The organism is Streptomyces coerulescens (assembly GCF_042657965.1).
Lineage (GTDB): Bacteria > Actinomycetota > Actinomycetes > Streptomycetales > Streptomycetaceae > Streptomyces > Streptomyces coerulescens.
Window position 1 is genome coordinate 904,890 of record NZ_JBHSKM010000019.1, and the last position, 26,576, is coordinate 931,465.

17 protein-coding genes are annotated in these 26,576 nt (G+C 71.2%); 11 read left to right on the plus strand and 6 right to left on the minus strand.

What is annotated here, in order from left to right:
• The first annotated feature begins 97 nt into the window (after positions 1 to 97).
• The 3 genes from ACFPQ9_RS27265 to ACFPQ9_RS27275 all read left to right on the plus strand — a co-directional run bounded on the left by ACFPQ9_RS27265 (position 98) and on the right by ACFPQ9_RS27275 (position 6,217).
• A complete protein-coding gene (locus ACFPQ9_RS27265) occupies positions 98 to 2,299 on the plus strand; it encodes a bifunctional glycosyltransferase family 2 protein/CDP-glycerol:glycerophosphate glycerophosphotransferase (RefSeq protein WP_380858521.1) in 2,202 nt (733 codons plus the stop codon).
• Between the two features lies 1 nt (position 2,300).
• Positions 2,301 to 4,553: a bifunctional glycosyltransferase/CDP-glycerol:glycerophosphate glycerophosphotransferase gene (locus ACFPQ9_RS27270; protein WP_380858524.1), complete on the plus strand. Its 2,253-nt coding sequence runs from the start codon at positions 2,301 to 2,303 to the stop codon at positions 4,551 to 4,553.
• A gap of 62 nt (positions 4,554 to 4,615) precedes the next feature.
• Positions 4,616 to 6,217, plus strand: a complete 1,602-nt coding sequence (locus tag ACFPQ9_RS27275) for a hypothetical protein (protein ID WP_380858527.1) — start codon at positions 4,616 to 4,618, stop codon at positions 6,215 to 6,217.
• A 26-nt stretch (positions 6,218 to 6,243) separates the two neighbouring features.
• Here the strand turns inward: ACFPQ9_RS27275 and ACFPQ9_RS27280 are convergent, their stop codons facing one another.
• The gene (locus ACFPQ9_RS27280; protein WP_380858530.1) at positions 6,244 to 6,657 is read right to left on the minus strand and encodes an organic hydroperoxide resistance protein; all 414 of its coding nucleotides are present in this window, start codon (positions 6,655 to 6,657) and stop codon (positions 6,244 to 6,246) included.
• Between the two features lie 120 nt (positions 6,658 to 6,777).
• Here ACFPQ9_RS27280 and ACFPQ9_RS27285 point away from each other — a divergent pair, with 120 nt between their 5' ends.
• From ACFPQ9_RS27285 to galE, 3 genes are all read left to right on the plus strand, one after another.
• Entirely contained in the window at positions 6,778 to 7,248 is a 471-nt protein-coding gene (locus ACFPQ9_RS27285; protein WP_380858533.1) for a MarR family winged helix-turn-helix transcriptional regulator, read from the plus strand.
• Between the two features lie 323 nt (positions 7,249 to 7,571).
• Positions 7,572 to 9,248, plus strand: coding sequence for a glycosyltransferase family 2 protein (locus ACFPQ9_RS27290; protein WP_380858536.1), 1,677 nt, complete (start codon positions 7,572 to 7,574; stop codon positions 9,246 to 9,248).
• 17 nt (positions 9,249 to 9,265) lie between these two features.
• Positions 9,266 to 10,246 (plus strand): UDP-glucose 4-epimerase GalE, encoded by a 981-nt coding sequence (gene galE / locus ACFPQ9_RS27295; RefSeq protein ID WP_380858539.1) that lies wholly within the window; start codon positions 9,266 to 9,268, stop codon positions 10,244 to 10,246.
• 205 nt (positions 10,247 to 10,451) lie between these two features.
• On the opposite strand, the gene ACFPQ9_RS27300 is transcribed toward galE, so the two are convergent.
• Positions 10,452 to 11,108, minus strand: a complete 657-nt coding sequence (locus ACFPQ9_RS27300) for a TetR/AcrR family transcriptional regulator (protein WP_380858542.1) — start codon at positions 11,106 to 11,108, stop codon at positions 10,452 to 10,454.
• A gap of 257 nt (positions 11,109 to 11,365) precedes the next feature.
• Here ACFPQ9_RS27300 and ACFPQ9_RS27305 point away from each other — a divergent pair, with 257 nt between their 5' ends.
• Both ACFPQ9_RS27305 and ACFPQ9_RS27310 read left to right on the plus strand, forming a co-directional pair.
• A complete protein-coding gene (locus ACFPQ9_RS27305; protein WP_380858545.1) occupies positions 11,366 to 12,286 on the plus strand; it encodes an ABC transporter permease in 921 nt (306 codons plus the stop codon).
• Positions 12,279 to 13,106, plus strand: a complete 828-nt coding sequence (locus ACFPQ9_RS27310) for an ABC transporter ATP-binding protein (protein ID WP_380858548.1) — start codon at positions 12,279 to 12,281, stop codon at positions 13,104 to 13,106. The genes ACFPQ9_RS27305 and ACFPQ9_RS27310 overlap by 8 nt, the downstream gene beginning before the upstream one ends.
• A 63-nt stretch (positions 13,107 to 13,169) precedes the next feature.
• On the opposite strand, the gene ACFPQ9_RS27315 is transcribed toward ACFPQ9_RS27310, so the two are convergent.
• Entirely contained in the window at positions 13,170 to 18,101 is a 4,932-nt protein-coding gene (locus ACFPQ9_RS27315; protein WP_380858551.1) for an NAD-glutamate dehydrogenase, read from the minus strand.
• 1,000 nt (positions 18,102 to 19,101) lie between these two features.
• Here ACFPQ9_RS27315 and ACFPQ9_RS27320 point away from each other — a divergent pair.
• Entirely contained in the window at positions 19,102 to 19,668 is a 567-nt protein-coding gene (locus ACFPQ9_RS27320; protein WP_030947549.1) for a DJ-1/PfpI family protein, read from the plus strand.
• A gap of 354 nt (positions 19,669 to 20,022) precedes the next feature.
• Here ACFPQ9_RS27320 and ACFPQ9_RS27325 read toward each other — a convergent pair whose 3' ends face one another.
• Positions 20,023 to 20,688: an HAD family hydrolase gene (locus ACFPQ9_RS27325; protein ID WP_380858554.1), complete on the minus strand. Its 666-nt coding sequence runs from the start codon at positions 20,686 to 20,688 to the stop codon at positions 20,023 to 20,025.
• A gap of 239 nt (positions 20,689 to 20,927) precedes the next feature.
• Entirely contained in the window at positions 20,928 to 21,443 is a 516-nt protein-coding gene (locus ACFPQ9_RS27330) for a DUF6912 family protein (protein ID WP_380858557.1), read from the minus strand.
• A gap of 327 nt (positions 21,444 to 21,770) precedes the next feature.
• Between ACFPQ9_RS27330 and ACFPQ9_RS27335 the strand changes: the two genes are divergently transcribed.
• Complete coding sequence (locus tag ACFPQ9_RS27335; RefSeq protein WP_380858560.1) at positions 21,771 to 22,436, plus strand: Rv3235 family protein; 666 nt, start codon at positions 21,771 to 21,773, stop codon at positions 22,434 to 22,436.
• 383 nt (positions 22,437 to 22,819) lie between these two features.
• Here the strand turns inward: ACFPQ9_RS27335 and secA are convergent, their stop codons facing one another.
• Positions 22,820 to 25,669 (minus strand): preprotein translocase subunit SecA, encoded by a 2,850-nt coding sequence (gene secA, locus ACFPQ9_RS27340; RefSeq protein WP_380858563.1) that lies wholly within the window; start codon positions 25,667 to 25,669, stop codon positions 22,820 to 22,822.
• A gap of 273 nt (positions 25,670 to 25,942) precedes the next feature.
• Between secA and ACFPQ9_RS27345 the strand changes: the two genes are divergently transcribed.
• Entirely contained in the window at positions 25,943 to 26,524 is a 582-nt protein-coding gene (locus ACFPQ9_RS27345; RefSeq protein ID WP_380858566.1) for a GNAT family N-acetyltransferase, read from the plus strand.
• Positions 26,525 to 26,576 lie beyond the last annotated feature (52 nt).

A 26,576-nucleotide genomic window follows, 5' to 3' on the forward strand; every position in this document is an offset into this window, starting at 1 on the left:
GACCCACACCGAGCCGGCCGCCCACCTGGCGTCCCGCGGGGCGGCCCGGCCGCCTCGGCGCCGGCTGAGCACACCGCACACCGACAGGAAGAGCAGTATGCCCCGCTTCAGCATCATCGTTCCGTCCCACGGGGTCGCTGGCCGGCTGTCCCGGGCGCTGGACTCGGTTCTGGGCCAGCCCTTCGGCGACTTCGAGCTGATCCCGGTCACGGACGGCCCCGACGCACCGGCGCAGGGCGTCGCCGCCGGGTACGCCGAGCGGGACTGCCGGGTGGCGCCCGTGCACTCGCCGCCGGCGGCCGGGCTGGCCGGGGCGCGCGATGCCGGGCTGCGGTCCGCGACCGGTGACTGGCTGCTGTTCCTGGACGGCGACGACATGCTGGTGCCGGGCGCGCTGGCGGCGCTGGACGCCCGGCTGAGCGAGACCGGTGACGTGGACGTGCTGTACTTCGAGCACGAACGCACCCCGTGGTGGACGGGTGAGCCGACCAACCCGGCCGGCCCCGTGCTCGCACGCGCTCCGGACGGCGTCTTCCCGCCCGAGCGGGCGCCGCACCTCACCGGTGTGGAGCTGCCGGCGTGGAGCGCGGCCTACCGGCGGGCCTTTCTCACCGAACGGCAGCTCACCTTCCCCGTGGGCCGCTTCACCGACATCGGCTTCGGCGGTCTGGCCATGCTGAGCGCCGAGCGCATGGCGGTGCTGCGGCAGGTCGTCGTACGGCATCTGCTGCGCCGGCAGGGCAACCGGCTGGGGCTGCCGGGCGGGCACCACTTCGAGCTGCTCGCGCAGGCCGAGCTGGTGCTCGCGCGGGCCGCCGAACTGGAGTTGCCCGGGGAGCGGTTCGGGCCGCTGTTCGAGCAGCTCTTCGCGGCGGTGCTGAAGACGGCAGCCCATCCGCGCCGGCTGCCGCGCCGACGGCGGGCCTTCTTCCAGCGGGCCAGCGGGCTGTACCGGCGCTACCGGCCCGCCGGGTACCGGACGCCGGGGGGCAGTCTCGGGGTGCAGCACCGGCTGCTGGCGAGCGGGGCGTATCCGGTGTTCCGGGCGCTGCGCGGGGCCAACCGGGCGCTGGCGAAGGCCGCTTCGGCGGTGCCGCGTCCGCGCGGGCTGCGCACCCGGCTGCGGTACCGGCGCCGGCTGCGCACCCGGCTGGACGCGAACCTCGCCGTGTACTGCGCGTACTGGGGTCGCGGCTATGTCTGCAACCCGGCGGCGATCCACGCCAAGGCGCGGGAACTCGCCCCGCACATCCGCTCGGTGTTCCTGGTCGAGGCGGACCAGGCGCACACCGTGCCGGAGGGCGTGGAGTACGCGGTGATCGGCAGCCGCGCCTACTGGGACGTGCTGGCCCGCGCCAAGTACCTGATCAACAACGCCAACTTCGCGGACGCCGTCGTCAAGCGCAAGGGCAGCGTGCATCTGTCGACCCAGCACGGCACCCCGCTGAAGAAGATGGGCGCCGACCAGGCGACGTACCCGGTGGTGGCCGCGGCGACCGGCAGCTTCACCGGGCTGCTGGCCCGCGTGGACCGCTGGGACTTCAACCTGAGCTCCAACCGGCACTCCACGGAGATGTGGGAGCGGGCCTTCCCCGCCGCCCACGAGACCCTGGAGTACGGCTATCCGCGCAACGACGTCTACTGCACGGCGACCGCGGCCGACGTCGAGCGCGTGCGGGGCGAACTGGGCGTCCCCAAGGGCAAGAAGGCGCTGCTGTACGCGCCCACGCACCGCGACCACGCCACCGGTTTCGAGCCGGGCCTCGACCTTCAGGCGCTGTGCGAGGAGATCGGCGACGAGTACGTGGTGCTGCTGCGCGCCCACTACTTCTACGACCAGGGCGCGATGAGGAGCACCGGCCGGATCATCGACGTCACGGGGCACCTGTCCGCGGAGGACGTGTGCCTGGCCGCCGACGCGCTGATCACCGACTACTCCTCGATCCTGTTCGACTACGCCAACCTGGACCGGCCGATCGTCGTGTACGCCGACGACTGGGACGTCTACCGGGAGCTGCGGGGCGTCTACTTCGACCTGATGGAGGCGCCGCCGGGCCGGGTGGCGCGCACGCCGGGCGAGCTGGCGGCGGTGCTGCGCGACGGCAGTTACGCGGACGAGGAGGCCGACGCCCTGCGGGCCGCGTTCCGGGAGCGGTTCTGCCAGTTCGACGACGGGTTCGCCGCCGAGCGTGTCGTACGCCGGGTGCTGCTGGGCGAGCCGCCCGAGGCGCTGCCGCCGGTGGTCCCGCTCGCCGACCGTGTCCCCGCCCCCGCCGCGACGACCCTCGTGAGGAGCTGACGTGCCCCGCTTCAGCATCATCGTGCCCGTGTTCAAGGTGCAGGGCTTCCTGCGGGAGTGCCTGGACTCGGTGCTCGGGCAGTCGTACACGGACTTCGAGGTGATCGCGGTCGACGACCGCTCCCCCGACGGCTGCCCGGCCATCCTGGACGGCTACGCCGAGCGCGACGCCCGGGTGCGGGTGCTGCATCTGGCGGAGAACGTCGGTCTCGGCCGGGCCCGCAACGCCGGTCTCGCGGAGGCGAGCGGCGACTACGTCCTGTTCCTCGACAGCGACGACCACTACACGCCCGGTCTGCTGGAGGCGGTCGCGGCGCGGCTGGCGGCCACCCGTGACCCGGACATCCTGGTCTTCGACCATGTGCGCACCCACTGGTGGGGGCGCGGCGGCCGCAGTTCGTCGGCGGACCTGCTGGCGGCGGCCGGTACCGGCACCGTCAGCGTGCGGGAGAACCCGGAGTATCTGCATCTGTTCCTGGTGGCCTGGAACAAGGCGTATCGGCGTGACTTCTTCCTCAGGCACGAGCTGGCGTACGCGCCGGGCCTGTACGAGGACGCGCCCGTCACCTACCGGTCGATGGTGCTGGCCGACCGGGTCGCCTGTCTGGAGCGGATCGGCGTCGAGTACCGGCAGCGCCGGCAGGGCGCGATCACCCGGACGCCGGGGCGGCGGCACTTCGACATCTTCCCGCAGTACGAGTCCCTGTTCGCGTTCCTGCGGCAGCGCCCGGACCTGGCGTGGGCGTGCCCGCCGCTGTTCGAACGGGCGCTGGACCACATGCTGTTCGTGCTGGCCCGCGAGGACCGGGTGCGGCTCGGGCACCGGCCGGACTTCTACCGGGCGATCCGCTCCTTCCACGCCCGGCACGTCCCGGAGGGCTTCGTCCCGCCGGACAGCCCGCGCGGCAAGGAGATGCGGCTGCTGGCCACGGCGTCGTACGAGTCGTTCGCCGCGGCCCGTGTGCTGCGTGAGCTGCGCGGGTTCGCCGGGAGCGGCAAGCGGCGGGTGACGAGTGCGGTCGGGCGGCGGGCCGGGCGGGCCCTGTACGCGGCCCGGTCGCGGCGGCCCCTCGATCCGCAGCTCGCGGTGTACTCGGCGTTCTCGCACCGGGGTGTGCTGGGCGATCCGGCGGCGATCCACGCGAAGGCCGGTCAGATCGCCCCGCACATGAAGGGGGTGTGGGTGGTGCGGGAGGACGCGGTGGATACGCTGGCGCCGGGCATCGACTTCGTGACGCCGGGCTCGCGGCGCTATCACGAGGTCATGGCGCGGGCGACGTACTGGGTGAACAACGTCAACTGGCCGGGCGCCCTGGCCAAGCGGCCCGGCAGCGTGCACATCCACACCCATCAGGGCACCCCGCTCAAGTACATGGCGGCCGACCTGCTGGCCAAGCCCGGTGCCCGGCACGGCTTCGACGTGCCGAAGATGCTGTGGCGGGCCGACCGCTGGGACCACAGCCTGGTGGCCAACCGGCACTCGGAGCTGGTGTGGGAGCGGGCCTACCCGTGTCACTTCTCCTCGGCGCGGACGGGCAGCCCGCGCAACGACGTGCTGGTGAACGCGAACGCCGAGGCCACCGAGGCGGCCCGTGCCCGGCTCGGCGTCCCGGCCGGGCACACCGTCGTGCTGTACGCGCCGACCCGCCGCGACTATCGCCGCGGCGGCCATGTCGACCGGATCGACCTGGCCCGGTTCGCCCGGGACCTCGGCGCGGGTCACACGCTCGTCGTACGGCTGCACCCGTCGCTGGCGAAGGGCATCGCGCGCGGGATGGGCCTGGCCGATCTGCACCGGCGGGGCGTGCTGATCGACGCGACGGACGAGCCGCATGTCGAGGACGTGATGCTCGCGGCCGACGTCCTGGTCACCGACTACTCCGCCCTGATGTTCGACTACGCCAACCTGGACCGGCCGATCGTGATCCACGCCGACGACTGGGCGGCGTACACGGCGAGCCGGGGCGCCTACTTCGACATCACGGCGGACGCGCCGGGGCATGTGTCGCGCTCGTACCGGGAGTTGGCGTGGCTATTCGACTCCGGGACCTGGCAGGACGCGGAATCGGCGCGGCTCAGGCGGGGATTCCGGGAGCGGTTCTGCGAGTTCGACGACGGGCTGGCCGCCGAGCGGGTGGTCCGGACGCTGATGCTGGGTGAGGGGATGGCGGAGCCCGGGGCGGCCGGGGCGGGCCGGGTGCCCGGTCCGGCGACCGCGCGGCCGCTCATGGACGCCCACGGACGGGCTCACTGACCGGCTCACTCGATGAGGTGAAGTGAGGCAATGCCGTTGACCCCACCGGGAACATACGGCAAATGCCCCGAACCGATGCGACCTCCCACGTCGGAAAGGCGGCCGTCGGCACTCTCGTCCGAGGGACGGTGCGCGGTGCCACCGCGCTGCGCGGCGGTCGCGGCCCGCGTCCGACGCCGTACCAGGTCCTCGGCTTGGCGTTCTTCCTGGTGATGCTGCTGGCGTACTGGGCGGTTCCGCTGTGCTGTGACGCGGGCCAGCACGCGGCGGTCGTGGAGCGTCTGAGGGCGGATCTGCTGCATCCGCGGCATCCGATGGCGGACCTGCCGGGCGCGGGCAGCCCGTACTACTCGCCGTACGCCCTCGCGCAGGGCGCCTTCGCCCGGCTGACCGGGCTGGGCGGCTGGGAGGTGGTGCGGCTGGCCGGGGTGCTGAACCTGGCCGTGCTGCTGACGGGCCTCGGCCGTCTCGTGCGGGTGCTGACGCCGCGACCGTGGGCGCCGGTGCTCGCGCTGGGCGCGATGACGCTGCTGTGGGGGACCGAGCGGGCCTGGTGGAGCGGCTACCTCAGCCTGATGTCGATGACCGGCAACCTCGGCTATCCGTCGGCGTTCGCCATCGGGCTCACCTTCTGGGCCTGGGCGTGGACGGGCGCGTTCGCCCGTGGGCAGAAGCCGGTGCGCTACGTCGGACCGAGCGGGCTGCCGGGATGCGCCGGGTACGCCGGGCTCGGCGCGCTGTACGGGCTGATCCTGCTGGTCCATCCGATCACCGCGGCGGCCGCGGTGCTGGGGGCGGTGGCGTTCGTCGCCGGGTGGCAGCGGGGGTGGGGGGCCGCCGTACTCCTGCGGTGGGGCGTGGCGGCGGGGACGGCGGTGCTGGTCGCCTGGTGCTGGCCGTACTTCGATGTGTTCGCGCTGGCCTCGGACCGCAGCGTGGACCGGATGCACCGGCGGCTGTACGAGCAGCTCCTCGGGCAGTTCTGGCTGGCGCTGCTCGGGCTGCCGGCGCTGTGGCTGCGATGGCGGGACTCCCGGCGCGATCCGCTGGTGCTGCTGTTCGCGCTCGACTGTCTGTTCGTGGCGTACGGCTGGGTCAGCGGCCACTACACGTACGGCAGGATCCTCGGGCTCACCCTGGTGCCGCTCCAGTTCGCGCTGGCGGTGGAGCTGGCGGCGCCCCGGACCGGCCCCGGGCCCTGGAGCAGGGCGCGCCGGATGCTGGGCGGGGCCGCGGCGGCCGGGGCCTGTGTCGGGTTCCTGACCGTGCAGGGCGGGGCGGTGGTGCCGCGGGCGCTGGACCCGGTGGGCCTTGAACAGCCCTCGCGCTGGCCGTCGTACGCCTGGGTGGCACGGCATGTCGGCAGGGGCGAGGTGGTGATCGCCGACGGGCATTACGCCCCGCGCTCGATCCCCGGGTTCGGGCCCGACCTGGCCGCGCCGATCTGGCCCGATCCCGCCCTGGACGAGCGGGACCGGGAGCGCCGGCTCGCCGACGTCCGCGCCTACCTCGCCCCCGCCTCGACCCGCGCCGAGCGCACGACCGTCGCCCGGCGCTACCACGCGCGCTGGCTGCTGCTGACGCGGTGGAAGCGGGTGCCGGGCGAGGCCGTGGTGGTGGCGTGGAGCCGCGAGACGGGGGAGGTGCTGGCGCGGATCGGGTGACCCGATCCGCGCCGGGTCCGCGGGTCCTACTCGATGACGAGGTCGACGTCGATGTTGCCGCGGGTGGCGTTGGAGTAGGGGCAGACCTGGTGGGCCTGCTCGACCAGCTTGCGGCCGGTCTCCTCGTCCAGGGTGTCGGGAAGCTCCACGCGCAGCGTCACCTTCAGACCGAAGCCCTCGCCCTGCTTGCCTATGCCGACCTCGGCGGTGACGGCGGCGTCGGTGACGTCGACCTTGGCCTGGCGGCCGACGAGACCGAGCGCGCTGCCGAAGCAGGCGGCGTAACCGGCGGCGAACAGCTGCTCCGGGTTGGTGCCCTCGCCGTTGCCGCCCAGCTCCACCGGCGGGGCCAGCTTCAGGTCGATCCTGCCGTCGTTGGAGACGGCGCGACCGTCACGGCCGTGGGTGGCGGTGGCGACAGCGGTGTAGAGCGCGTCCATGGGAACCATCCCTCTCGATTCGTGGTCCGGCGGCTCCGTTGGCGGCCCCGGACGACCACAAGTAGAGCACACAATTCAATTGCACACAACTCAATGACGGACAGGCGGTATCCTGGAGCCATGACGACCACGCCCACGGCGGACTGGCTCCGCCTCGACCAGCAGATCTGCTTCTCCCTGAACGCCGCCTCACGCGCCTTCGGCGGCGTCTACCGCGTGGTCCTGAAGGACCTGGGGCTCACGTATCCGCAGTACCTGGTGATGCTGGTGCTGTGGGAGCACGGCGACCTGCCCGTGAAGAAGCTGGGCGAGCATCTGCGCCTGGACTCCGGCACGCTCTCGCCGCTGCTCAAGCGGCTGGAGGCGACCGGCCTGGTGCGCCGGGAGCGCAGCGCCCGCGACGAGCGCTCGGTGGAGGTGCGGCTCACCGACGAGGGCGTCGCGCTGCGCGAGCGGGCGCTGCAGGTGCCGCGCCGGATCGCCACGGCGACGGGCTTCGACAAGGACGCGATCGGCAGGCTGCGGGAGCAGCTGGACCAGCTCACCGAGGCACTGGACGCGGCCGCGCTGGAGGAGTCGCAGGGGGCGTGATGCGCGACCGGCGCACGGGGGGCATGGCGCGTTCACCGCAGCCGGTGCGGCCATGGTGCGTCCACCGCGACCCGTACGGCCATGACGCGTGCACCGCAGGGCAGGTGTTGTGCTATTAGCCGACGATTCTTTGCCGTTGACGGCGTATCTCCGCAGATATGGCAATCACCCGTCCTACGATCCCGGAGACGCACCACTTCCGCCCCGAACCGCCGTCGCCCGTGAGTGAACCGGAGCCCGGACACCGCCGTCTTCCGGCTCGGGCCACACGTCCCTCCCGGCGGGTGGTGAGCCACCATTCCTACGACTCCGGAACACGGCCCATGGACCCTCACGCCCCGCGCACCGCGGCGCCCGTACCGCAGGTCGGCGTCGTGGTCATCGGCTACAACGACGCGGCGCACGTGACGTCCGCCGTCCGCTCGGCGCTGGCCCAGGGTCCCCTCGTCGGCGAGGTCGTCGCCGTCGACGACTGCTCGACGGACGGCAGCGCGGAACTGCTCACGCGTCTCGCCGCCACCGAACCCCGGGTGCGGGTGGTCCGGCGCCGGGTCAACAGCGGCGGCTGCGGCAGCCCCCGCAACACCGGACTCGACCGGGTGACCTCGCCGTACGTGATGTTCCTGGACAGCGACGACGTGCTGCCGCCGGGCGCGGTCGCCGTGCTGCTCAGGGCGGCGACGGACACGGGGGCTCAGGTTTCGGGCGGACTGTGTGTGCGGCGGGAGCTGCCCGAGGGGCGCGAGGTGCCGTGGGAGGCCGCCCTCTACGCGACGCGTGCGGTGTACGAACGCCCGGCGCAGCGCCCGCGTCTGGTCCACGACACGCTCTGCGTCAACAAGCTCTACGGCACCGCCTTCCTGCGCGAGAACGGCATCCGCTTCCCCGAGGGCCGGTTCCGCTACGAGGACTTCGTCTTCAGCGCGCGCGTGCTGGCCGCCGGTCCGCGCATCGCCCTCGTCCCGAACCGGGTGTACATCTCGCACGTACGCCGCTCGGCCGACCGGCTCTCGATCTCCCTGGACCGGGCCGGCATCGCCAACTGGCGGGCGCGCACGGAGGCGAGCCGGACGGCGTACGAGATCCTGCTGGCCGCCGGGCGCAAGGAGCTCGCGCGGGAGGCGCGGGCGAAGTTCCTCGACCACGAGCTGCGGATGTACGCCCGCGAGCTGGAGTTGCACGACGTGCGCTACCAGCGCACGTGGTGGGATCTCACGCGGGCGTATCTCGCCGAGTACGACGCGTCCGACTGGGAGCACGACCCCACCGCGCCCGGCTGTCTCGTCGGCCGGGTCGTGCTGGCCTCCCCCGAGCCCCGCGACCTGCCGCGCATCCGGGACCTGGCCGCCGGTCCGGCCCGGCTGCTCCCTCCCTACGCCCACGCACCCGACGGCACCCCCGTCTGGTCCGCCGACCTCCCCCAAATCACCCTGGAACCCCTGCTGACCCTGCCCGTCCGCCTCCTCCCTCTCGCCGTCGACGCCGACTTGCGGGCACGCGCGCGTACCGCACTCCTGCGGCTGCGCCTGCACGAGCTGTACGGCCGGGTGGCGCAGGCCGGGCCGGAGGCGCTGGAGGTGGAGTGGCGGTGCCGGGCGACGGGGCGGACGGCGGGGCCGCGCACGACGGTGGGGCTCGCCGCGCCCGCCGACGGGGACACGGGCGGCGTCTGGTCGGCGGAGGTGCCGGTGCGGTGGGCCGCGTTCACGGCCGGCCGGATGTCCGCCGGCGGTGCGCGTGCATGGGACCTGCGGCTGCGGGTGCGCTTTGGGGGCGGCGCGTACCGCGAGGTCACGGCGCGGGTGCGCGCGGATGCCGAACCGCCGCGCCGCTGCGCGGTGGTGCGGGCCCGGCACTCCGTCGTACTCGTGCAGCCGTACACCACATACTCCGGGGCGCTGGCACTGCGCGTGGCCCCCGGCCTGCGCGGAGTCATCTCAGTCGTACGCGACAGACTCCGCCGCCTGCTTCACTGTCACTCACGACCACAGGCCCACTGACGAGGGGACGGCCGCACATGTCCTGGCTGATCACCGGCGGCGCCGGTTACATCGGAGCGCACGTCGCGCGGGCGATGACCGAGGCGGGCGAGCGCGCCGTGGTCTACGACGACCTGTCCACCGGCATCGCCGACCGGGTGCCCGACGGCGTCCCGCTGGTCGTCGGCTCGACCCTGGACCGTGAGCGCGTCGCCCGCGCCATCGCGGCCCACCGCATCACCGGTGTCGTCCATCTCGCCGCGAAGAAGCAGGTCGGCGAGTCGGTCGAGCTGCCGCTGCACTACTACCGGGAGAACCTCGAGGGCCTGCGGATCCTGCTGGAGGCCGTGACGGCGGCCGACGTGCGCTCCTTCGTCTTCTCCTCCTCGGCGGCGGTGTACGGCATGCCGGACGTCGACCTGGTGACGGAGGAGACGCCGTGCGCGCCGCTGTCGCCGTACGGCGAGACCAAGCTGGCGGGCGAGTGGCTGGTGCGGGCGACGGGCCGTGCGACGGGCCTGTCCACGGCGTCGCTCCGCTACTTCAACGTGGCCGGCGCGGCCACCCCCGAACTCGCCGACACCGGCGTCTTCAACCTCGTCCCCATGGTCTTCGAGAAGCTGACGGAGAACGCGCCCCCACGCATCTTCGGCGACGACTATCCGACCCCCGACGGCACCTGCATCCGCGACTACATCCACGTGGTCGACCTGGCGGAGGCCCATGTGGCCGCCGCCCGCGCCCTGCAGGACTCGCCGGGCCACGACCTGACCCTCAACATCGGCCGGGGCGAGGGCGTTTCGGTGCGCGAGATGATCGACCGGATCAACGCCGTCACCGGCTACGACCGCCCGCCGACCGTCACCCCGCGCCGCCCCGGCGACCCGGCCCGTGTCGTCGCCTCCGCCGACCGCATCGCCACCGAGCTGGGCTGGAAGGCCAAGCACGACGTCCAGGACATGATCGCGTCGGCCTGGGCGGGGTGGGTGCGACAGCACCCGGACGCGGCCCGCGACTGACGCGGCCCCGCCGACGCGCGGGCCCACCGACGCGCGGGCCCGCGCCAGGAGTTGTTCAGGTACGTCAGCACCGCGAGCACCCGGCGATGCCCGCTGTCGCTCTGCGGCAGGCCTGGTTTGAGGTCAGCAGCAGGACGAGGCCCTCGCGCAGCAGGCGCTGTCCTCGGCGATCACGACTCTCAAGGCAGTCGGACCTCTGTTCCGGTCACAGTGCCTTGAGGGCGTGGGCGGTGGCACGGGCGAGGGCGTCCATATAGCCCTTGGGCACCTTGGGACTGCGGATCACCACGGAACGCCAGTACAGCGGGCCCGAGATCAGGTCGAGGGCCAGCTCCTCGTCGATGCCCGGACGCACCTCGCCGCGCTTCTCCGCGGCCATCACGATGCCGCTGGCCACGCTCGCCTGTCCGTCCCGCAGCGCCTTCTGCACCGCCTCCGCGATCTCGGGGCTGCGGGCCGCCTCGGCCTGGAGGTCCGGGAGGATCTGCGAGGCCAGCGGGTGACGCAGGGCGCGCGCGGTCACTTCGTACAGCAGCCGTAGATCGCCCTCCAGGGAGCCGGCGTCCGGGACGGGCAGCCCCATCACGGCCACCGCCGACACCACGTCGAGGACCAGGTGCAGCTTGGAGCGCCAGCGCCGGTACACCGCCGTCTTGCCGACGCCCGCCCGGCGCGCGATGCCCTCGATCGACATGCGCGCGTAGCCGACGGCCGCCAGTTCCTCGAAGACGGCCGCCCGGATGGCCTCGGTCACGTCCTCCCGCAGGACGGCCGCCCCGGCGGGGGCCCGGCGGCGCGCAGGCGGCTGCGCCCCCGTCTGGGGCTGGGGCTGGTCGGCGTTGCTCGTCATGCGAACCAGCATAGGGGCGTTACGACGATACGGTCCCGTCCCTACGGTCTCGTCCTCACGGTCCGGTCCTCACGCTCTCGTCCTCACGGCCCCGTCCCCACGTTGCCGTAACGTCGCTCACGCCACGACGAAACGGTTGCGTTCCGACGCCCGCTCGCCCTACGCTCACGTTGCGACGATACGGTCCCGTCCCGACGTAAGAGAACGTGAAGAGTCACGTAAGAGAACGTCCGTCGCCGCACCCCTCCCCCCGAGCGAAAGCAGCGGATGTGAGCCAGGTCCTCGACACACCGCCCCCGACGACACCCGCCCCGGCCCCGCCCGATCTCTCGGCGCTCGCCGCCCGGCACGGTCTCGCGGTCAGCGGTGCCCGCCCCTCCCTGCCCGAGTACGTCCGGCAGCTGTGGGCGCGGCGCCACTTCATCAGCGCCTTCGCCACCGCCAAGCTGACCGCCCAGTACAGCCAGGCGAAGCTCGGCCAGGTCTGGCAGGTGATGACGCCGTTGCTGAACGCGGCGGTGTACTACTTCATCTTCGGCATGCTCCTGGGCACCAGCCACGGCGTGCAGGACTACATCCCGTTCCTGGTGACCGGGGTGTTCGTCTGGACGTTCACCCAGAGCTCGATCATGGCGGGCACCCGGGCGATCTCGGGGAACCTGGGCCTGGTCCGCGCCCTGCACTTCCCGCGGGCCGCGCTGCCGATCTCCTTCGCCCTGCAACAGCTCCAGCAACTGCTGTTCTCGATGGCCGCCCTGGTCGTCATCCTGCTCTGCTTCGGTATTCCGCTCGCCGCGTCCTGGGTGCTGGTGATCCCGGCGCTGTTCCTGCAGTTCACCTTCAACGCGGGCGTCGCGATGGTCATGGCCCGTATGGGCGCCAAGACCCCGGACATCGCGCAGCTGATGCCGTTCGTGCTGCGCACCTGGATGTACGCGTCCGGCGTGATGTTCAGCATCAGCCACGTCACGAGCAGCCACAAGGGACTGCCGTCCTGGGTGCCCGAGCTCCTTCAGGCCAACCCCGCCGCCGTCTACATCGACCTGATGCGCTTCGCGCTCATCGACAGCTTCCACGGCAGCCAGCTCCCACCGCACGTGTGGGCGATCGCGACGGGCTGGGCCCTGCTGGCCGGCGTCGGCGGCTTCATCTACTTCTGGAAGGCTGAGGAGACGTACGGCCGTGGCTGAGAACCCGAGCGACACCATCCCCACCGTCATCGCCGACGGCGTCGACATCGTCTACCGCGTCAACGGCACGGGAGCCGGCCGTGGCTCCGCCACCGCCGCCCTCAACCGCATCCTGCGCCGGGGGCAGGCCGAGAAGGCGGCGGGCGTGCGCACGGTGCACGCGGTCAAGAACGTCTCCTTCACGGCGTACCGAGGCGAGGCCATCGGCCTCATCGGAACCAACGGCTCCGGCAAGTCGACGCTGCTCAAGGCGGTCGCGGGTCTGCTCCCGGTGGAGAACGGCCATATCTACACCGACGGCCAGCCCTCCCTGCTGGGCGTGAACGCGGCCCTGATGAACGACCTCACCGGCGAGCGCAACATCTTCCTCGGCGGCCTCGCGATGGGCATGTCCCGTGACCAGGTCAGGGACCGCTACCAGGAGATCGTCGACTTCTCCGGCATCAACGAGAAGGGCGACTTCATCACCCTGCCCATGCGCACGTACTCCTCCGGCATGGCGGCCCGGCTGCGCTTCTCCATCGCCGCCGCCAAGGACCACGACGTGCTGCTGATCGACGAGGCCCTCGCGACGGGTGACCGCTCCTTCCAGAAGCGCTCCGAGGCCCGCATCCGCGAGTTGCGCAAGCACGCGGGCACGGTGTTCCTGGTCAGCCACAACAACAAGTCGATCCGCGACACCTGTGACCGGGTCCTGTGGCTGGAGCGCGGCGAGCTGCGCATGGACGGGCCGACGGACGAGGTGCTGAAGGAGTACGAGGCGTTCACGGGCGACAAGACGGCCAGGCCGAAGCCGAAGGCCACGCCGGTCACCGCTTGAGGCGGCCGAACATGTGAGGGCGCCCCGGACTGTCACAGCCCGGCGCCCTTGTGCACGTACGTCTTATGTGTGCGTCCGCAGCAGCGTCCTCATGGTGCGCATCGCCACCGACAGGTTGGCCAGGTCGAACTCGTCCGAGCCGCGGATCTCCTCCAGGGTCGTACGCGCCCGGCCGAGGATCGCGCCGTTCTTCTTCTCCCACACGGTGAAGCGCTGTTCGGGCGTCGCGGTGCCGTTGCCGGCGGCCAGGACGTCCGAGGTCAGGGCCGCGTGGGCGGCGTAGAGGTCCTCGCGGATGGAGGCGCGGGCCATGGACTGCCAGCGGTCCGCACGCGGCAGCTCGATGATGCGGTCCATGAGCTGGGTGATGTTCAGCCGGTCGGCGAGGTCGTAGTAGACCTCGGCGACGTCCATCGGGTCCCTGCCCATGCGGTCCGCCACCGAGACGATGTCGAGCGTCGGGAAGGCGGACGAGAACCCGGCGACCCGCGTGGCGAGTTCGGCGGGGACACCGGCGCCGGTCAGCTCGTCGTAGATCTGCTGGTACCAGTCCAGGTCCGCGCCGCGCAGCAGCTTCGGCAGCTGCGACCACACCTGCTCGACACGGTCGGCGAAGAAGTCGACCGTCTCGGCGAGCTGGAGCGGCTGCTGCCGGTTGTTGAGCAGCCAGCGCGTGCCGCGCTCGACGAGGCGGCGCGAGTGCAGCCGGATCCGGGTCTGGACGGCGGCCTCGACCTTGTTGTCGAGGGCCTCGACCGCGTCCCACACCTCCGCCGAGCGGAAGATCGCACGGGCCACGGTCTGCGCCCGGACGATCTCCTCGAGCGAGGCGCCGGTCTCCTCGCGCAGCCGGTGCAGATACGTCGTACCGCCCGTGTTGACCGTGTCGTTGACCAGCACGGTCGTGGTGATCTCACGGCGCAGCGGGTGGCTGACGAGGTGCTCCGGGAACTGCTCGCGCAGCGCGGTCGGGAAGTACGCGTGCAGCAGGGTGCTCAAGTACGGGTCGTCCGGCAGCGTGGTGTGCAGCAGCTCCTCGGCGACCGTGATCTTCGTGTACGCCATCAGTACGGCCGTCTCCGGGCCGGTCAGGCCGTGGTCGGCGCCGAGGCGTTCGCGGATCTGGCGGTCGGTGGGCAGGAACTCCAGCGCCCGGTCCAGGTGCCCCTCCCTGACCAGGTGCTTCATGAAGCGCTGCTGGGCGTGGAGCATGGCGCTGGACTGGGCGAGGGCGTTGGCGATCGCCGTGTTCTGCGCGTAGTTGTTGCGCAGGACGAGCCGGCCGACCTCGTCGGTCATCTCGGCGAGCAGCTTGTTGCGCTGCTTGACGGTCATGTCGCCCTCGGAGACCAGACCGTTGAGCAGGATCTTGATGTTCACCTCGTGGTCGGAGGTGTCCACGCCCGCGCTGTTGTCGATGGCATCGGTGTTGATCTTGCCGCCGTGCCGCGCGAACTCGATCCGGCCCAGCTGCGTCAGGCCGAGGTTGCCGCCCTCGCCGACGACCTTGACGCGCAGGTCGGCGCCGTCGACGCGGATGGCGTCGTTGGCCTTGTCACCGACGTCGGCGTGGGTCTCGGTGGAGGCCTTCACATACGTACCGATGCCGCCGTTCCACAGCAGGTCCACCGGCGACCGCAGGATGGCCTTCATCAGGTCGGCCGGGGTCATCTTGGCGACCTTGCCCTCGATGCCGAGGGCCTCGCGGATGTGCGCGTTGACCGGGATGGCCTTGGCGCTGCGCGGGAAGACGCCGCCACCGGCCGAGATCAGCTCGGTGTTGTAGTCCCCCCAACTGGAGCGGGGCAGCTCGAAGACACGGCGGCGCTCGGCGTAGGAGGTGGCCGCGTCGGGGTTGGGGTCGATGAAGATGTGCCGGTGGTCGAAGGCGGCGACCAGGCGGATGTGCTCGCTGAGCAGCATGCCGTTGCCGAACACGTCACCGGACATGTCGCCGATGCCGACGACCGTGAAGTCCTCGGTCTGCGTGTCCACGCCCAGCTCACGGAAGTGCCGCTTGACGGACTCCCAGGCGCCGCGGGCGGTGATGCCCATGCCCTTGTGGTCGTAGCCGGCCGAACCGCCGGAGGCGAAGGCGTCACCGAGCCAGAAGTTGTACTGCTCGGCGACTCCGTTGGCGATGTCGGAGAAGGTCGCGGTGCCCTTGTCGGCGGCGACCACGAGGTAGGTGTCGTCCTCGTCGTGCCGTACGACGTCGGCGGGCGGCACGACATCGCCGGCCACCATGTTGTCGGTGATGTCGAGCAGCGCCGAGATGAAGGTCTTGTACGACGCGACCCCCTCGGCCAGCCACGCGTCCCGGTCCACGCTCGGGTCCGGGAGCTGCTTGGCGACGAAGCCGCCCTTGGCGCCGACCGGCACGATGACGGTGTTCTTCACCATCTGCGCCTTGACCAGGCCGAGGATCTCGGTACGGAAGTCCTCACGCCGGTCGGACCAGCGCAGACCGCCGCGCGCGACCTTGCCGAAGCGCAGGTGCACGCCCTCGACGCGCGGCGAGTAGACCCAGATCTCGAACGCCGGGCGCGGCGCGGGCAGGTCGGGGATGGCCTGCGGGTCGAACTTCATGGAGACGTAGTCGTGCGGGTGACCGCCCGCGGCCTCCTGGAAGAAGTTCGTCCGCAGCGTCGCCTTGATCACGGTGAGGAAGGACCTGAGGATCCGGTCCTCGTCGAGGCTCGCCACCTGGTCGAGCGCCGCGTCGACCTCTTCGAACAGCGCGTCGACGATCTCGAGGCCCGCGCGCTGGCGGTCCGGAGACATCCGCGCCTCGAACAGGGAGACGAGCAGCCGGGTGGTGTGGACGTTGTTTCGGAGGGTGTCCTCCATGTAGTCCTGGCTGAAGGTGGAGCCGGCCTGGCGCAGGTACTTCGCGTACGCCCGCAGCACCATCGCCTGCCGCCAGGTGAGCCCGGCGCCCAGCACGAGGGCGTTGAAGCCGTCGTTCTCCGCCTTGCCGGTCCAGGTCGCGGCGAACGCCTCCGAGAACCGCTCGCGCGCGTCGTCGCCGAGATAGTCGGCGCCCGCCGACTTGGGCATGCGCAGACCGAAGTCGTAGATCCAGGCGACGCTGCGGTCGGAGCAGCGCAGTTCGTACGGCCGCTCGTCCACGACCTCGACGCCGAGCCGGCTGAGGACGGGCAGGACGGCGGACAGCGAGACGGCCGCGCCCTTGCGGTAGATCTTGAAGCGGCGCTCCTCGGGGGCGGCGCCGACCGGCTCGTACAGGCTCAGCGAGAAGTTGTTCTCCTCGGTGAGCTGCTCGATGTGGACGAGGTCGGAGACCGCCGCGCGCGGGGAGTGGTCGGCCTTGTAGCCCTCGGGGAAGGCGTTGGAGTAGCGGCGCAGCAGCTCGGCGGCGTGCTCCTCGCCGAGTTCGGAGTTCAGCGCGTCGGCGAAGCCGTCGGCCCAGGAGCGGGCGGCCTCGACGAGACGTGCCTCGATGCGTTCCTTGTCGCTGTCGCTGAGCTGCGGCAGCTCGGTGCCCTGCGGGACCCGGACGACGAAGTGCAGCCGGGAGAGGATCGACTCGGTGTTCCAGGCGGTGAAGTCGACGCTGGTGCCGTCGAGCTCCTCCTTCAGGATGTCGATGATCCGCAGCCGCACACCGGTGGTGTAGCGGTCGCGGGGCAGGTAGACGAGGGCCGAGTAGTAGCGGCCGTACTCGTCCTGGCGCAGGTACAGCCGCAGCCGGCGGCGTTCCTGCAGGTAGAGGACGGAGGTCGCGATGCGCTGGAGCTCGGGCACCGGGGTCTGGAAGAGCTCGTCGCGCGGGTACGTCTCCAGGATCTGGAGCAGGTCGCGGCCGTCGTGGCTGTTGGGCGAGAACCCGGCGGCGTGGAGCACCTCGTCCACCTTGCGCCGGATCACCGGGACGCGGCGGACGGACTCGGTGTAGGCGGCCGACGAGAACAGACCCAGGAAGCGGCGCTCGCCGACGACCTCGCCGTTCTCGTTGAACTTCTTCACCCCGACGTAGTCGAGGTACGACGGCCGGTGCACGGTGGCGCGGCTGTTGGCCTTGGTGAGGATGAGGAGCTTGTGCTCGCGGGCCTTGGCGCGGGCGTCGGCGGGCAGCCGCTCGAAGGACGGGCTGACCGGGTGGCTGTCGGTCTCGGAGTGCTGCGGGTCGGAGCGCAGGATGCCGAGGCCGGTGCCCGGCACGGCGGCCAGCGAGTCGTCCTCGCGCAGCTCGTACTCGCGAAAGCCCAGGAAGGTGAAGTGGTCGTCGGCCAGCCAGCGCAGCAGTTCGCGGGCCTCCTCGAACTCCTGCTCACGGAGGTCGGAGTGGGGCTCCCGCGGCAGCTCGTCGGCCATCCGCAGGGCCAGGTCCCGCATCTTGCTCCAGTCCTCGACGGCCTCACGGACGTCGGACAGGACGCGCAGCAGGTCCGCGGTGATCTGCTTCAGGTCGCCGCGGTCGGTCTCCCGGTCGATCTCTACGTGGATCCAGGACTCGGTGTGGGTGTCGTGCGGCAGCTCGCCGGCGGGCGGTGCGCCGAGCACCTCGATGAGCTTGCCGGTGACGTCGCGGCGGACGAAGACCTGGGGGTGGATGACCACATGGATCCCCCGCCCCTGCCGCGTCAGCTCGTTGGTGACGGAGTCGACGAGGAAAGGCATGTCGTCGGTGACGACCTCGACGACGGAATGGCTGCACATCCAGCCGTTCTCTTCGACGGTGGGCGTGTGCACCCGCACGTTGGCCGTGCCCTGGGGGCGGTTCTCGGCCAGCCGGTAGTGCGAGAAGGCGGCTCCGAAGATGTCGACCGGGTCGCGGTCGGTCAGGTCCTCGGGGGCGGTGTGCAGGTAGTAGCGCTGGAGGAACGAGAGCACGGTGTCGTGGTCCGGGGTGCCGGGGCTGCTCTCGTCCGTCTTCCCAGTCGGTAGGTACCCCCCGACCGGGCTGTTCTCAGCTACCCGGGCGGCCCTCTCGAGCAGCTCGGCCTTGGCTTCGTCCAGCTTGGTCTGCATTGTCCTCTGGCTCCTGTCGCGCGCCGTTGCGTGACGTTGAAGGAAGTACGGTCTCTTCCCCTCCGGTGTAACGCCGCGACGCGGGGTGTCCGGTCTGCTTCGACGCTATGCCGCGAGGTGAGATGAGCGGGGGTATATGAGCCAATCTTGAGCTGCACCCGGGGTGTGACGCTGCTCTCCGCGACGTCCTGACCCGGGGTGTACATGGCTTACCGGGAGCCCGTTCGGCTCCCTCCCGCCCGCGAGGACCAGCGACTGCCGCCCGGTCACGGATGTCGTCCGTGCTCACCGGGCGCGGGGCAGGGGCAACGGTGCCCCCGCGAGCTATCGCGCTGATCACGCCACTAAGGCTATCGCTCCTTACAGGGCCTCCGTCATGAGCCGTATGTGTACAAAACCAGGGGGAGAACTTTGACGTTCTGCACAGGGGCAAACGGTGCGGGGTGGGCGTAACTGGCGGGGTCGGACAGCAAGGGGGAGTCTGAGGTGTAGGGCCGGGGCGGCGACCTGGACCGGAAACCGGGCGGGAATCACGCCAACCGGACCCGACCCGTGTCTGAAAACAGGCGGCGCCCGGAGAGGGCCGGGCCGGAGCCCACTCACGCGGGCCGACGGGCCTGCGGGCCGACTGGCGGTGGTGCGGCTGCACCGGACGGGGTGGTGTGGCTGCGCCGGGTGGCGTGGCGTGCTGCGCCGGGCGGTGCGATATGGCCGCGCCGGGCGGTGCGGGTGTGACGGTGCGGGGGCGGGCGCGGCGGTACGTGTCGGGTAAGCCGGCAACCCATGCCGCGCGAACCCTTGGCAGGCCCCCGGCCCCGAGGCACGTTGCCCAGGAGGCCGGCCGAACAGCAGGACGGCCGGGTAGCCGAACGGCAGGACGGCCGGGTAGCCGAACGGCAGGACGGCCGGGTAGCCGAACGGCAGGACGGCCGGGTAGCCGAACGGCAGGACGGCCGGGTAGCCGAACGGCAGGACGGCCGAGAAGAGGAGCGCACCCGACATGACAGCGAAGATCCTCATCGTCACCGGCGACGCCGCGGAGTCCCTGGAGGTCCTGTACCCCTACCAGCGCCTCCGCGAGGAGGGCTACGACGTCCATATCGCGGCCCCCACCCGCAAGAAGCTCCAGTTCGTCGTCCACGACTTCGAGCCGGGCTTCGACACCTACACCGAGAAACCGGGTTACACCTGGCCCGCCGACCTCGCCTTCTCCGAGGTCGACCCCGGCGATTACGTGGCCGTCGTCATCCCCGGCGGCCGGGCCCCCGAGTACCTGCGCAACGACCCCGAGCTGCGCAAGATCCTCAAGTCCTTCTTCGACTCCGACAAGCCGGTCGCCCAGATCTGCCACGGCCCGCTGCTCACCGCGGCGATCGACAGCCTCCGCGGCCGCCGCGTCACGGCGTACCCGGCCCTGGAGCTGGACATGCAGGCCGCGGGCGCCACCTTCCAGGACGCGGAGGCCGTCGTCGACGGCACCCTGGTGTCGTCCCGCGCCTGGCCGGACCACTCAGGCTGGATGCGGGAGTTCCTGACGGTCCTGCGCGCGAAGGCACCGGTGACCTGAGGGCGGGCCGGGCACCGCGGCACGGGTGGGTTCGTGGGGCGCGGTGCCGCCTGCTGACGCGGGGGGGGGGTGCGCCGCTCGCTGTCCGGTTCCGGGGGGCGCGCGCGTCCCGCTGTCCGATCCGGGGCTACTCGGCCCCCTGGCTGCCCCGGGGGCGCGCCGCTCACTCGCTGACCCGGGGGCGCGCCGCCCGCTGGCTGCCCTGGGGGTGCGGTGCCACCCGTCGGCTGACCCGGGGTGCGGTGCCACCCGTCGGCTGACCCGGGGCGCGGTGCCACCCGTCGGCTGACCCGGGGCGCGGTGCCGCCCGCCGGCTGACCCGGGTGCGTGCCACCGCCGCTCACACGGCCGGGTTCACGCCGCCAGCCGCTCCGCCTCCGCGACGGCCTCCCCCAGCGTGTCCACCACCGGCACGCCGACCTTCTCCAGGCTCGCCCGGCTGTGCGACCCGCCGGTGTAGAGCACGGCCCGCGCCCCCACATGCAGCGCCGCCACCCCGTCGTCGGCGGCGTCGCCGATCACCACCGTGCGAGCGGGGTCCACGCTCGTGAGCGCCTCGAGGTGCCGCACCATGTGCTCGGCCTTGCTGCCCCCGGACGGCCCGGTCCGCCCGTCGACCCGTATGAAGTGCTCCTCGATCCCGAACCCGCGCACCAGCGGGACGAGCTCGTCATGCCCGTACATGCTGAGGATCGACTGGCTGCGCCCAGCGGACCGCCACCGCACCAGCAGGTCCCCCACGCCCTCGGTGAGGCCGCATCTCACCCGGTGCTCCGTGTAGTACCGGTGGAAGGTCTCGTCCATGACCTCCCACTCGACGTCGGTCGGCAGCCGCCCCAGCAACCGCTCGTAGAACTTCGGCACCGGTACGCAGTACAGCGTCCGGTACTGCTCCATCGTGATCGGCTCCAGCCCGAGCTCGCCGAACGCCGCGTTCGTCGCCCCGATGATCGCGTCATTGTCGTGGAACAGCGTCCCGTTCCAGTCCCAGACGATGTGCGCCCCTACGTGCATCCCCATGCCAAAAACCGTACCCGCCACGACTGACAATCATGAGAACAGCAGGTCAACGGGCCAGTAGGGGCCCCGGGGGCGCCCCCCGGGGCCCGACCCGAGGGGCATGCTCGGGAAGCGGGCCCGCGGGAGCCGGCTTGGGAAGCGGGCCCACGGGGGCCGACTTGGGAGGCGGGCCCACGGGGGCCGACTTGGGAAGCGGGCCCACGGGGGCCGGCTTGGGAGGCGGGCTTGGGGAGCCGGGCTCAGTCCCCCAGCCCCACCAGATTCGGGATCTCCTGCGTCGCGAACCACAACAGCTCATGATCCTCGGCCCCGTCCACGACGAACTGCGCGTCGTCGTCCCCGCCGTCCGCCGCCTCCAGCACCTCAGCGGCCGCCGCCACGTCCGTCTCGGCGTCGTCCGCGTCGACATGCACGGAGGCCGCCTTGGCCAGCGCCACGCCCCCGGCGATCCGCACCTCGCCCAGCGCCGAGGGGTCCAGCCCACGGTCGGGGTCGGCGACGGCCGCCCCGTCGGGCACGTCGACGGCGACCACGACCCGGCGCCGCGCGGCCTCCGCATCCGCCGCGAGCAGCCGCAGCGAGGCGAGTGCGGCCCGGTTCAGCGCCGCGTACTCCAACTCCTCGATGTCGTCCGAGAGATACCACTCGCGCAACGCGGGCGTGACGGCGTACGCGACGAGCGGTCCGGCCCCCAGCTCTCCCGTCTTGTACGCCTCGGCGAGACCGGGGAGGGTCAGAGGGACGTAGACGCGCATGGCTGACCGCTTTCGTGTTCGTAGGCTCCGCGAGCACCCCCAAGAGGGCTGTCCCGCACCTCCCGGAGGGCCTTCAGGATACGTGCGGGTGTCCCCTTTCGAGTCCCCACCGCCACCGCCCGAGGCGTCCACTCCGGTCCATGAACTCACCCTGAGCTCCCTTGCGACCACGGCCTTCCGCGCGCACACATCACCCGGATAAGTGAAGATTCCGACCGCCCCGCGCGAGCCCTCGCTTTGTTGCCCTCGGGCCCTGCCGCCCCGTACAAGATCACCATCCACGAAGTTACTGCTCGGTATCTTCCGGGCCCACCGAACGGGGATTCCATGCACAAGGTCATGACCAGGACGCAGCAGCGCCTCGGCACCCGCCCACCGACCCGCCGCGACACCCGCCGCCCGGCCGGTTCCCCGCCCCGCACCCCACGCGGCGGCGTACCCCGTACGGCATCCCCCGGAGGCCGCCCGCCCAGCTCCCCCGGCGCGACGGGGACACCTGCCCGCACGGGGCCCACGGACACTCGCCCAGCGACCCCTACGCCGCTCGCTTCCCGCCTCCCGGCGAAGAACGGCCTCCCGACAACCGACGGCGTCCCGACAACGGACGGCGTCCCGGCCGCCCGCACCACGCCGGCCGTACCCGCCGTCCCCCAGCCCCGCCCCACCGATGTCTTCGCCGACCGCCTGCTCCTGGTGCTGAGCGGCCAGCGCCCCGTCCACTCGATGCTGCGCCACACCGCCGGCCGCGCCTACGACGAACTCGCCCGGCTCGCGGAACGCGGCCCCCTGCGCACCCGCGGCACCCGCCCCGTCGTCCGCGACATCGGCTATTTCGAACCCCGCCCGGGCGCCATCGAGGCCTTCGCCCGCATCGGCGCCGGCACACAGCTGCGCGCCATGGCCTTCCGCCTCGAACAGGGCGGCGACCTCCGCTGGCGCTGCACAGCGGTAGAACTGGGCGGCCCACGCAGGCCACACACCGACGACGACTGACAGCGGCAAGCAGCGGCTGAGGACTGACAGCGGCGGGCAGCGGCCGAGGCTGACGGCAGCGGGCATCGGGCATCGGGCATCGGCCGAGGCTGACGGCAGCGGGCAGCGGGCAGCGGCCGAGGCAGGCGCCGAGGACGGGGGCGGCTCGCAACGGCCGACGACTGACAGCGGCAAGCAGCGGCTGACGGCGGCGGGCAGCGGCCGAGGCAGGCGCCGAGCACGGGGCGGCTCGCAGGCGGCCGACAACGCCCTCCGCCGCCACCCACGCGAAGGGCCGGGCCCCCGAGGGAGACCCGGCCCTTTCAGCCGCTGTACGACGCCGCAGGCACCGTCACCGCCTTCTCAAAACTGGCGCCACAGCACCCTCGGCACCGCGCCCGGCGTCACTTCTTGCGGCGACGCCCGCCACGCGCCTGCTTGCGGCGCTCCGCGCGCGTGAGACCGTCGGCCTCGGAGCGCACCGGCTCGTCGTCGTTGGTGAAGTCGCCCTCGACGATGTCGCCCTCGCCGTCCACCTTGGGAGCGGTGTAGTGGAGCCGGTCCGGACGGCGCGGAGCCTCAAGCCCCTTGGCCCGGATCTCGGGACGCGCGCCCGCCTGCGCCGGCACCGCGTCCTTCTTCTCCAGGTCCGCCACCGGCTTGGTGTCCTCGACCGGGACCTCCTCGACCTGCTGCTCGACCTGGACCTCCAGGTTGAACAGATAGCCGACGGACTCCTCCTTGATGCCCTCCATCATCGCGGTGAACATGTCGAAGCCCTCGCGCTGGTACTCGACCAGCGGGTCCTTCTGCGCCATGGCGCGCAGGCCGATGCCCTCCTGGAGGTAGTCCATCTCGTAGAGGTGCTCGCGCCACTTGCGGTCCAGGACCGACAGCACGACCCGGCGCTCCAGCTCACGCATGATCTCGGAGCCGAGCTGCGACTCACGCTGCTGGTACTGCTCGTAGATGTCGTCCTTGATGGACTCCGCAATGAACTCCGCGGTGAGACCGGCCCGGTCGCCCGCGGCCTCCTCCAGCTCCTCGATGGTGACCTTCACGGGGTAGAGCTGCTTGAAGGCGCCCCACAGCCGGTCCAGGTCCCACTCCTCGGCGAAGCCCTCGGCGGTCTCGGCGCCGATGTAGGCGTCGATCGTGTCGTCCATGAAGTGCTGCACCTGCTCGTGCAGGTCCTCGCCCTCCAGGACGCGGCGCCGCTCGCCGTAGATGACCTCGCGCTGGCGGTTGAGGACCTCGTCGTACTTCAGGACGTTCTTACGGGTCTCGAAGTTCTGCTGCTCGACCTGCGACTGGGCGGACGCGATCGCGCGCGTGACCATCTTGTTCTCGATCGGCACGTCGTCCGGGACGTTCGCCATCGACATCACGCGCTCGACCATCTGGGCCTTGAACAGCCGCATCAGGTCGTCGCCGAGGGAGAGGTAGAACCGGGACTCGCCCGGGTCGCCCTGACGGCCGGAACGACCGCGCAGCTGATTGTCGATACGGCGCGACTCATGCCGCTCGGTGCCCAGGACGTAGAGGCCGCCGAGGTCCTTGACCTCCTCGAACTCCGCCTTGACCGCCTGCTCGGCCCGCTCCAGGGCGGCCGGCAGGTACTGGGCCCACTCCTCGATGTGCTCCTCGGGGTCGAGGCCCTGCTGGCGCAGTTCCGCCTCGGCGAGGTCCTCGGGGTTACCGCCGAGCTTGATGTCGGTACCGCGGCCGGCCATGTTGGTGGCGACGGTGACGGCGCCCTTGCGGCCGGCCTGGGCGACGATGATCGCCTCACGGTCGTGCTGCTTGGCGTTCAGCACCTCGTGCTGGACGCCGCGCTTGGAAAGCTGCTGCGAGAGGTATTCGGACTTCTCGACCGACGTCGTACCGACGAGGATCGGCTGGCCCTTCTCGTGCTTCTCGACGATGTCGTCGACGACCGCCTCGAACTTGGCGACCTCGGTGCGGTAGATCAGGTCCGACTGGTCCTTGCGGATCATCGGCTTGTTCGTCGGGATCGGGACCACGCCGAGCTTGTAGATCTGGTGGAACTCGGCGGCCTCGGTCATCGCCGTACCGGTCATGCCGGACAGGCCGGGCTGTTCCTTGCCGTCCTGGTCGTGGCGCTTGTAGAGGCGGAAGAAGTTCTGGAGGGTGATCGTGGCGAGGGTCTGGTTCTCGTCCTTGATGTCCACCCCTTCCTTCGCCTCGATCGCCTGGTGCATGCCCTCGTTGTAGCGGCGGCCGGCGAGGATACGGCCGGTGTGCTCGTCGACGATCATGACCTCGCCGTCGATGACGACGTAGTCCTTGTCGAGCTTGAAGAGCTCCTTCGCCTTGATGGCGTTGTTCAGGTAGCCCACCAGAGGCGTGTTCACCGACTCGTAGAGGTTGTCGATGCCCAGCCAGTCCTCGACCTTGGAGACACCGGCCTCGTGGATGGCGACCGTGCGCTTCTTCTCGTCGACGTCGTAGTCGCCGGTCTCCTCAAGGCCCTTGAGCGGGTTGCCCGCCTCGCCCCTCTTCAGGCGCGTGACGAGCTTGGCGAAGTCGCCGTACCACTTGGTGGCCTGGTCGGCGGGACCGGAGATGATCAGCGGCGTACGGGCCTCGTCGACGAGGATGGAGTCGACCTCGTCGACGATGGCGAAGTTGTGGCCGCGCTGGACGAGTTCGTCCTTGGACCACGCCATGTTGTCGCGCAGGTAGTCGAAGCCGAACTCGTTGTTCGTGCCGTAGGTGATGTCGCACGCGTACTGCTCGCGGCGCTGGGCCGGCGTCATGTTCGCGAGGATGCAGCCGACGTTCAGGCCGAGGAACTTGTGGACGCGGCCCATCATCTCGGAGTCGCGCTCGGCCAGATAGTCGTTCACCGTGATCAGGTGGACGCCCTCGCCGGACAGCGCGTTCAGATAAGCGGGCAGCGTGCCGACGAGCGTCTTGCCCTCACCGGTCTTCATCTCGGCCACATAGCCGAGGTGGAGGGCAGCGCCGCCCATGATCTGCACGTCGTAGTGCCGCTGGCCGAGGACCCGCTTGGCGGCCTCGCGAACGGTGGCGAAGGCCTCGGGCAGCAGGTCGTCCAGGCTCTCACCGTCGGCGTAGCGCTGCTTGTACTCATCGGTGAGGGCCCGCAGCTCGGCGTCGGAGAGGTCGACGAAGTCCTCTTCGATGGAGTTGACCTGGTCCGCGATGCGGTGCAGCTTGCGCAGGATCTTGCCTTCGCCTGCACGCATGATCTTCGAGAGGACGGACACGGGGGTTGGTCTCCTTGCCGGTCGGGCCTGGGACGGTCGGTTTCCATTTGGCTTGGCTGAGCAACGGCCATCGTATGCGAGGACCCTGCCGCGCCGGGAGCCTGCCGGGGGCGACGAGCGTCCGCTGCTTCAAATCTCCGTCAAAGGGGACAACGGACGGGGGTCGCGGATGGTGCCGCGTTCCACCCATGAATTGTGCGAAATGCAATCGCGTGCTCACCCACCGCATAAATCGTCGGCGCTGCCACGGAACCCGCGAGGGAGAATCGGTCGATGGAACCCGTCACGCTCACCACCGACCGCCTTCTGATGCGCGCGGTCGGCCCGAAGGACACCCATGCCGTGTACGAGGCCGTCCAGGATCCCGATATCCAGCGCTGGACGACCATCCCGTCGCCCTACCTGCGCGAGCACGCGCACAGCTTCACGGAACAACTGGTTCCCGACGGCTGGAAGTACGGTTCGATGCTCACCTGGGGGCTCTTCCTCCCCGAAGGGGAGGACCTGGTGGGCATGCTCGGTCTGACGATGCGTTCCATGAGCGAGGCGGAGATCGGCTTCTGGGGCACCAGGGAGCACCGCGGCAACGGCTATGTCACCGAGGCCGTTCTCGCCGCGTCGCGGTGGGCCTTCGTCGACCTGTCGATCGACCGCGTGGAATGGCGCGCGGAGGTCGGCAACAGGACTTCCCGGGCGGTGGCCGAGCGGGCCGGCTTCACCCCCGAGGGCACCCTCCGCTCCGCCATCGTCAACCAGGGCGTACGCCGGGACTGCTGGGTGGGCTCCCTGCTGCCGTCGGATCTGGCCCTGCCGTCGACGGCGCCGTATCTGCCGGCGCGGAGTCGGCCGGCGTAGCCCTCTCTCGGGCATATCCCCAGCTCACGCCGCATTGTCAGTGCCAAGCTCT

Excerpts from the sequence above, each read along its gene's own strand:
- ACFPQ9_RS27335 (WP_380858560.1), top strand. The coding sequence starts at position 21,771 with ATGCACAAGGTCATGACCAGGACGCAGCAGCGCCTCGGCACCCGCCCA.
- ACFPQ9_RS27320 (WP_030947549.1), top strand. The coding sequence starts at position 19,102 with ATGACAGCGAAGATCCTCATCGTCACCGGCGACGCCGCGGAGTCCCTG.
- ACFPQ9_RS27345 (WP_380858566.1), top strand. The coding sequence starts at position 25,943 with ATGGAACCCGTCACGCTCACCACCGACCGCCTTCTGATGCGCGCGGTC.
- ACFPQ9_RS27290 (WP_380858536.1), top strand. The coding sequence starts at position 7,572 with ATGGACCCTCACGCCCCGCGCACCGCGGCGCCCGTACCGCAGGTCGGC.
- ACFPQ9_RS27300 (WP_380858542.1), bottom strand. The coding sequence starts at position 11,108 with ATGCTGGTTCGCATGACGAGCAACGCCGACCAGCCCCAGCCCCAGACG.
- ACFPQ9_RS27265 (WP_380858521.1), top strand. The coding sequence starts at position 98 with ATGCCCCGCTTCAGCATCATCGTTCCGTCCCACGGGGTCGCTGGCCGG.
- galE (WP_380858539.1), top strand. The coding sequence starts at position 9,266 with ATGTCCTGGCTGATCACCGGCGGCGCCGGTTACATCGGAGCGCACGTC.
- ACFPQ9_RS27285 (WP_380858533.1), top strand. The coding sequence starts at position 6,778 with ATGACGACCACGCCCACGGCGGACTGGCTCCGCCTCGACCAGCAGATC.
- ACFPQ9_RS27280 (WP_380858530.1), bottom strand. The coding sequence starts at position 6,657 with ATGGACGCGCTCTACACCGCTGTCGCCACCGCCACCCACGGCCGTGAC.
- ACFPQ9_RS27315 (WP_380858551.1), bottom strand. The coding sequence starts at position 18,101 with ATGCAGACCAAGCTGGACGAAGCCAAGGCCGAGCTGCTCGAGAGGGCC.
- ACFPQ9_RS27330 (WP_380858557.1), bottom strand. The coding sequence starts at position 21,443 with ATGCGCGTCTACGTCCCTCTGACCCTCCCCGGTCTCGCCGAGGCGTAC.
- ACFPQ9_RS27325 (WP_380858554.1), bottom strand. The coding sequence starts at position 20,688 with ATGGGGATGCACGTAGGGGCGCACATCGTCTGGGACTGGAACGGGACG.
- ACFPQ9_RS27275 (WP_380858527.1), top strand. The coding sequence starts at position 4,616 with ATGCCCCGAACCGATGCGACCTCCCACGTCGGAAAGGCGGCCGTCGGC.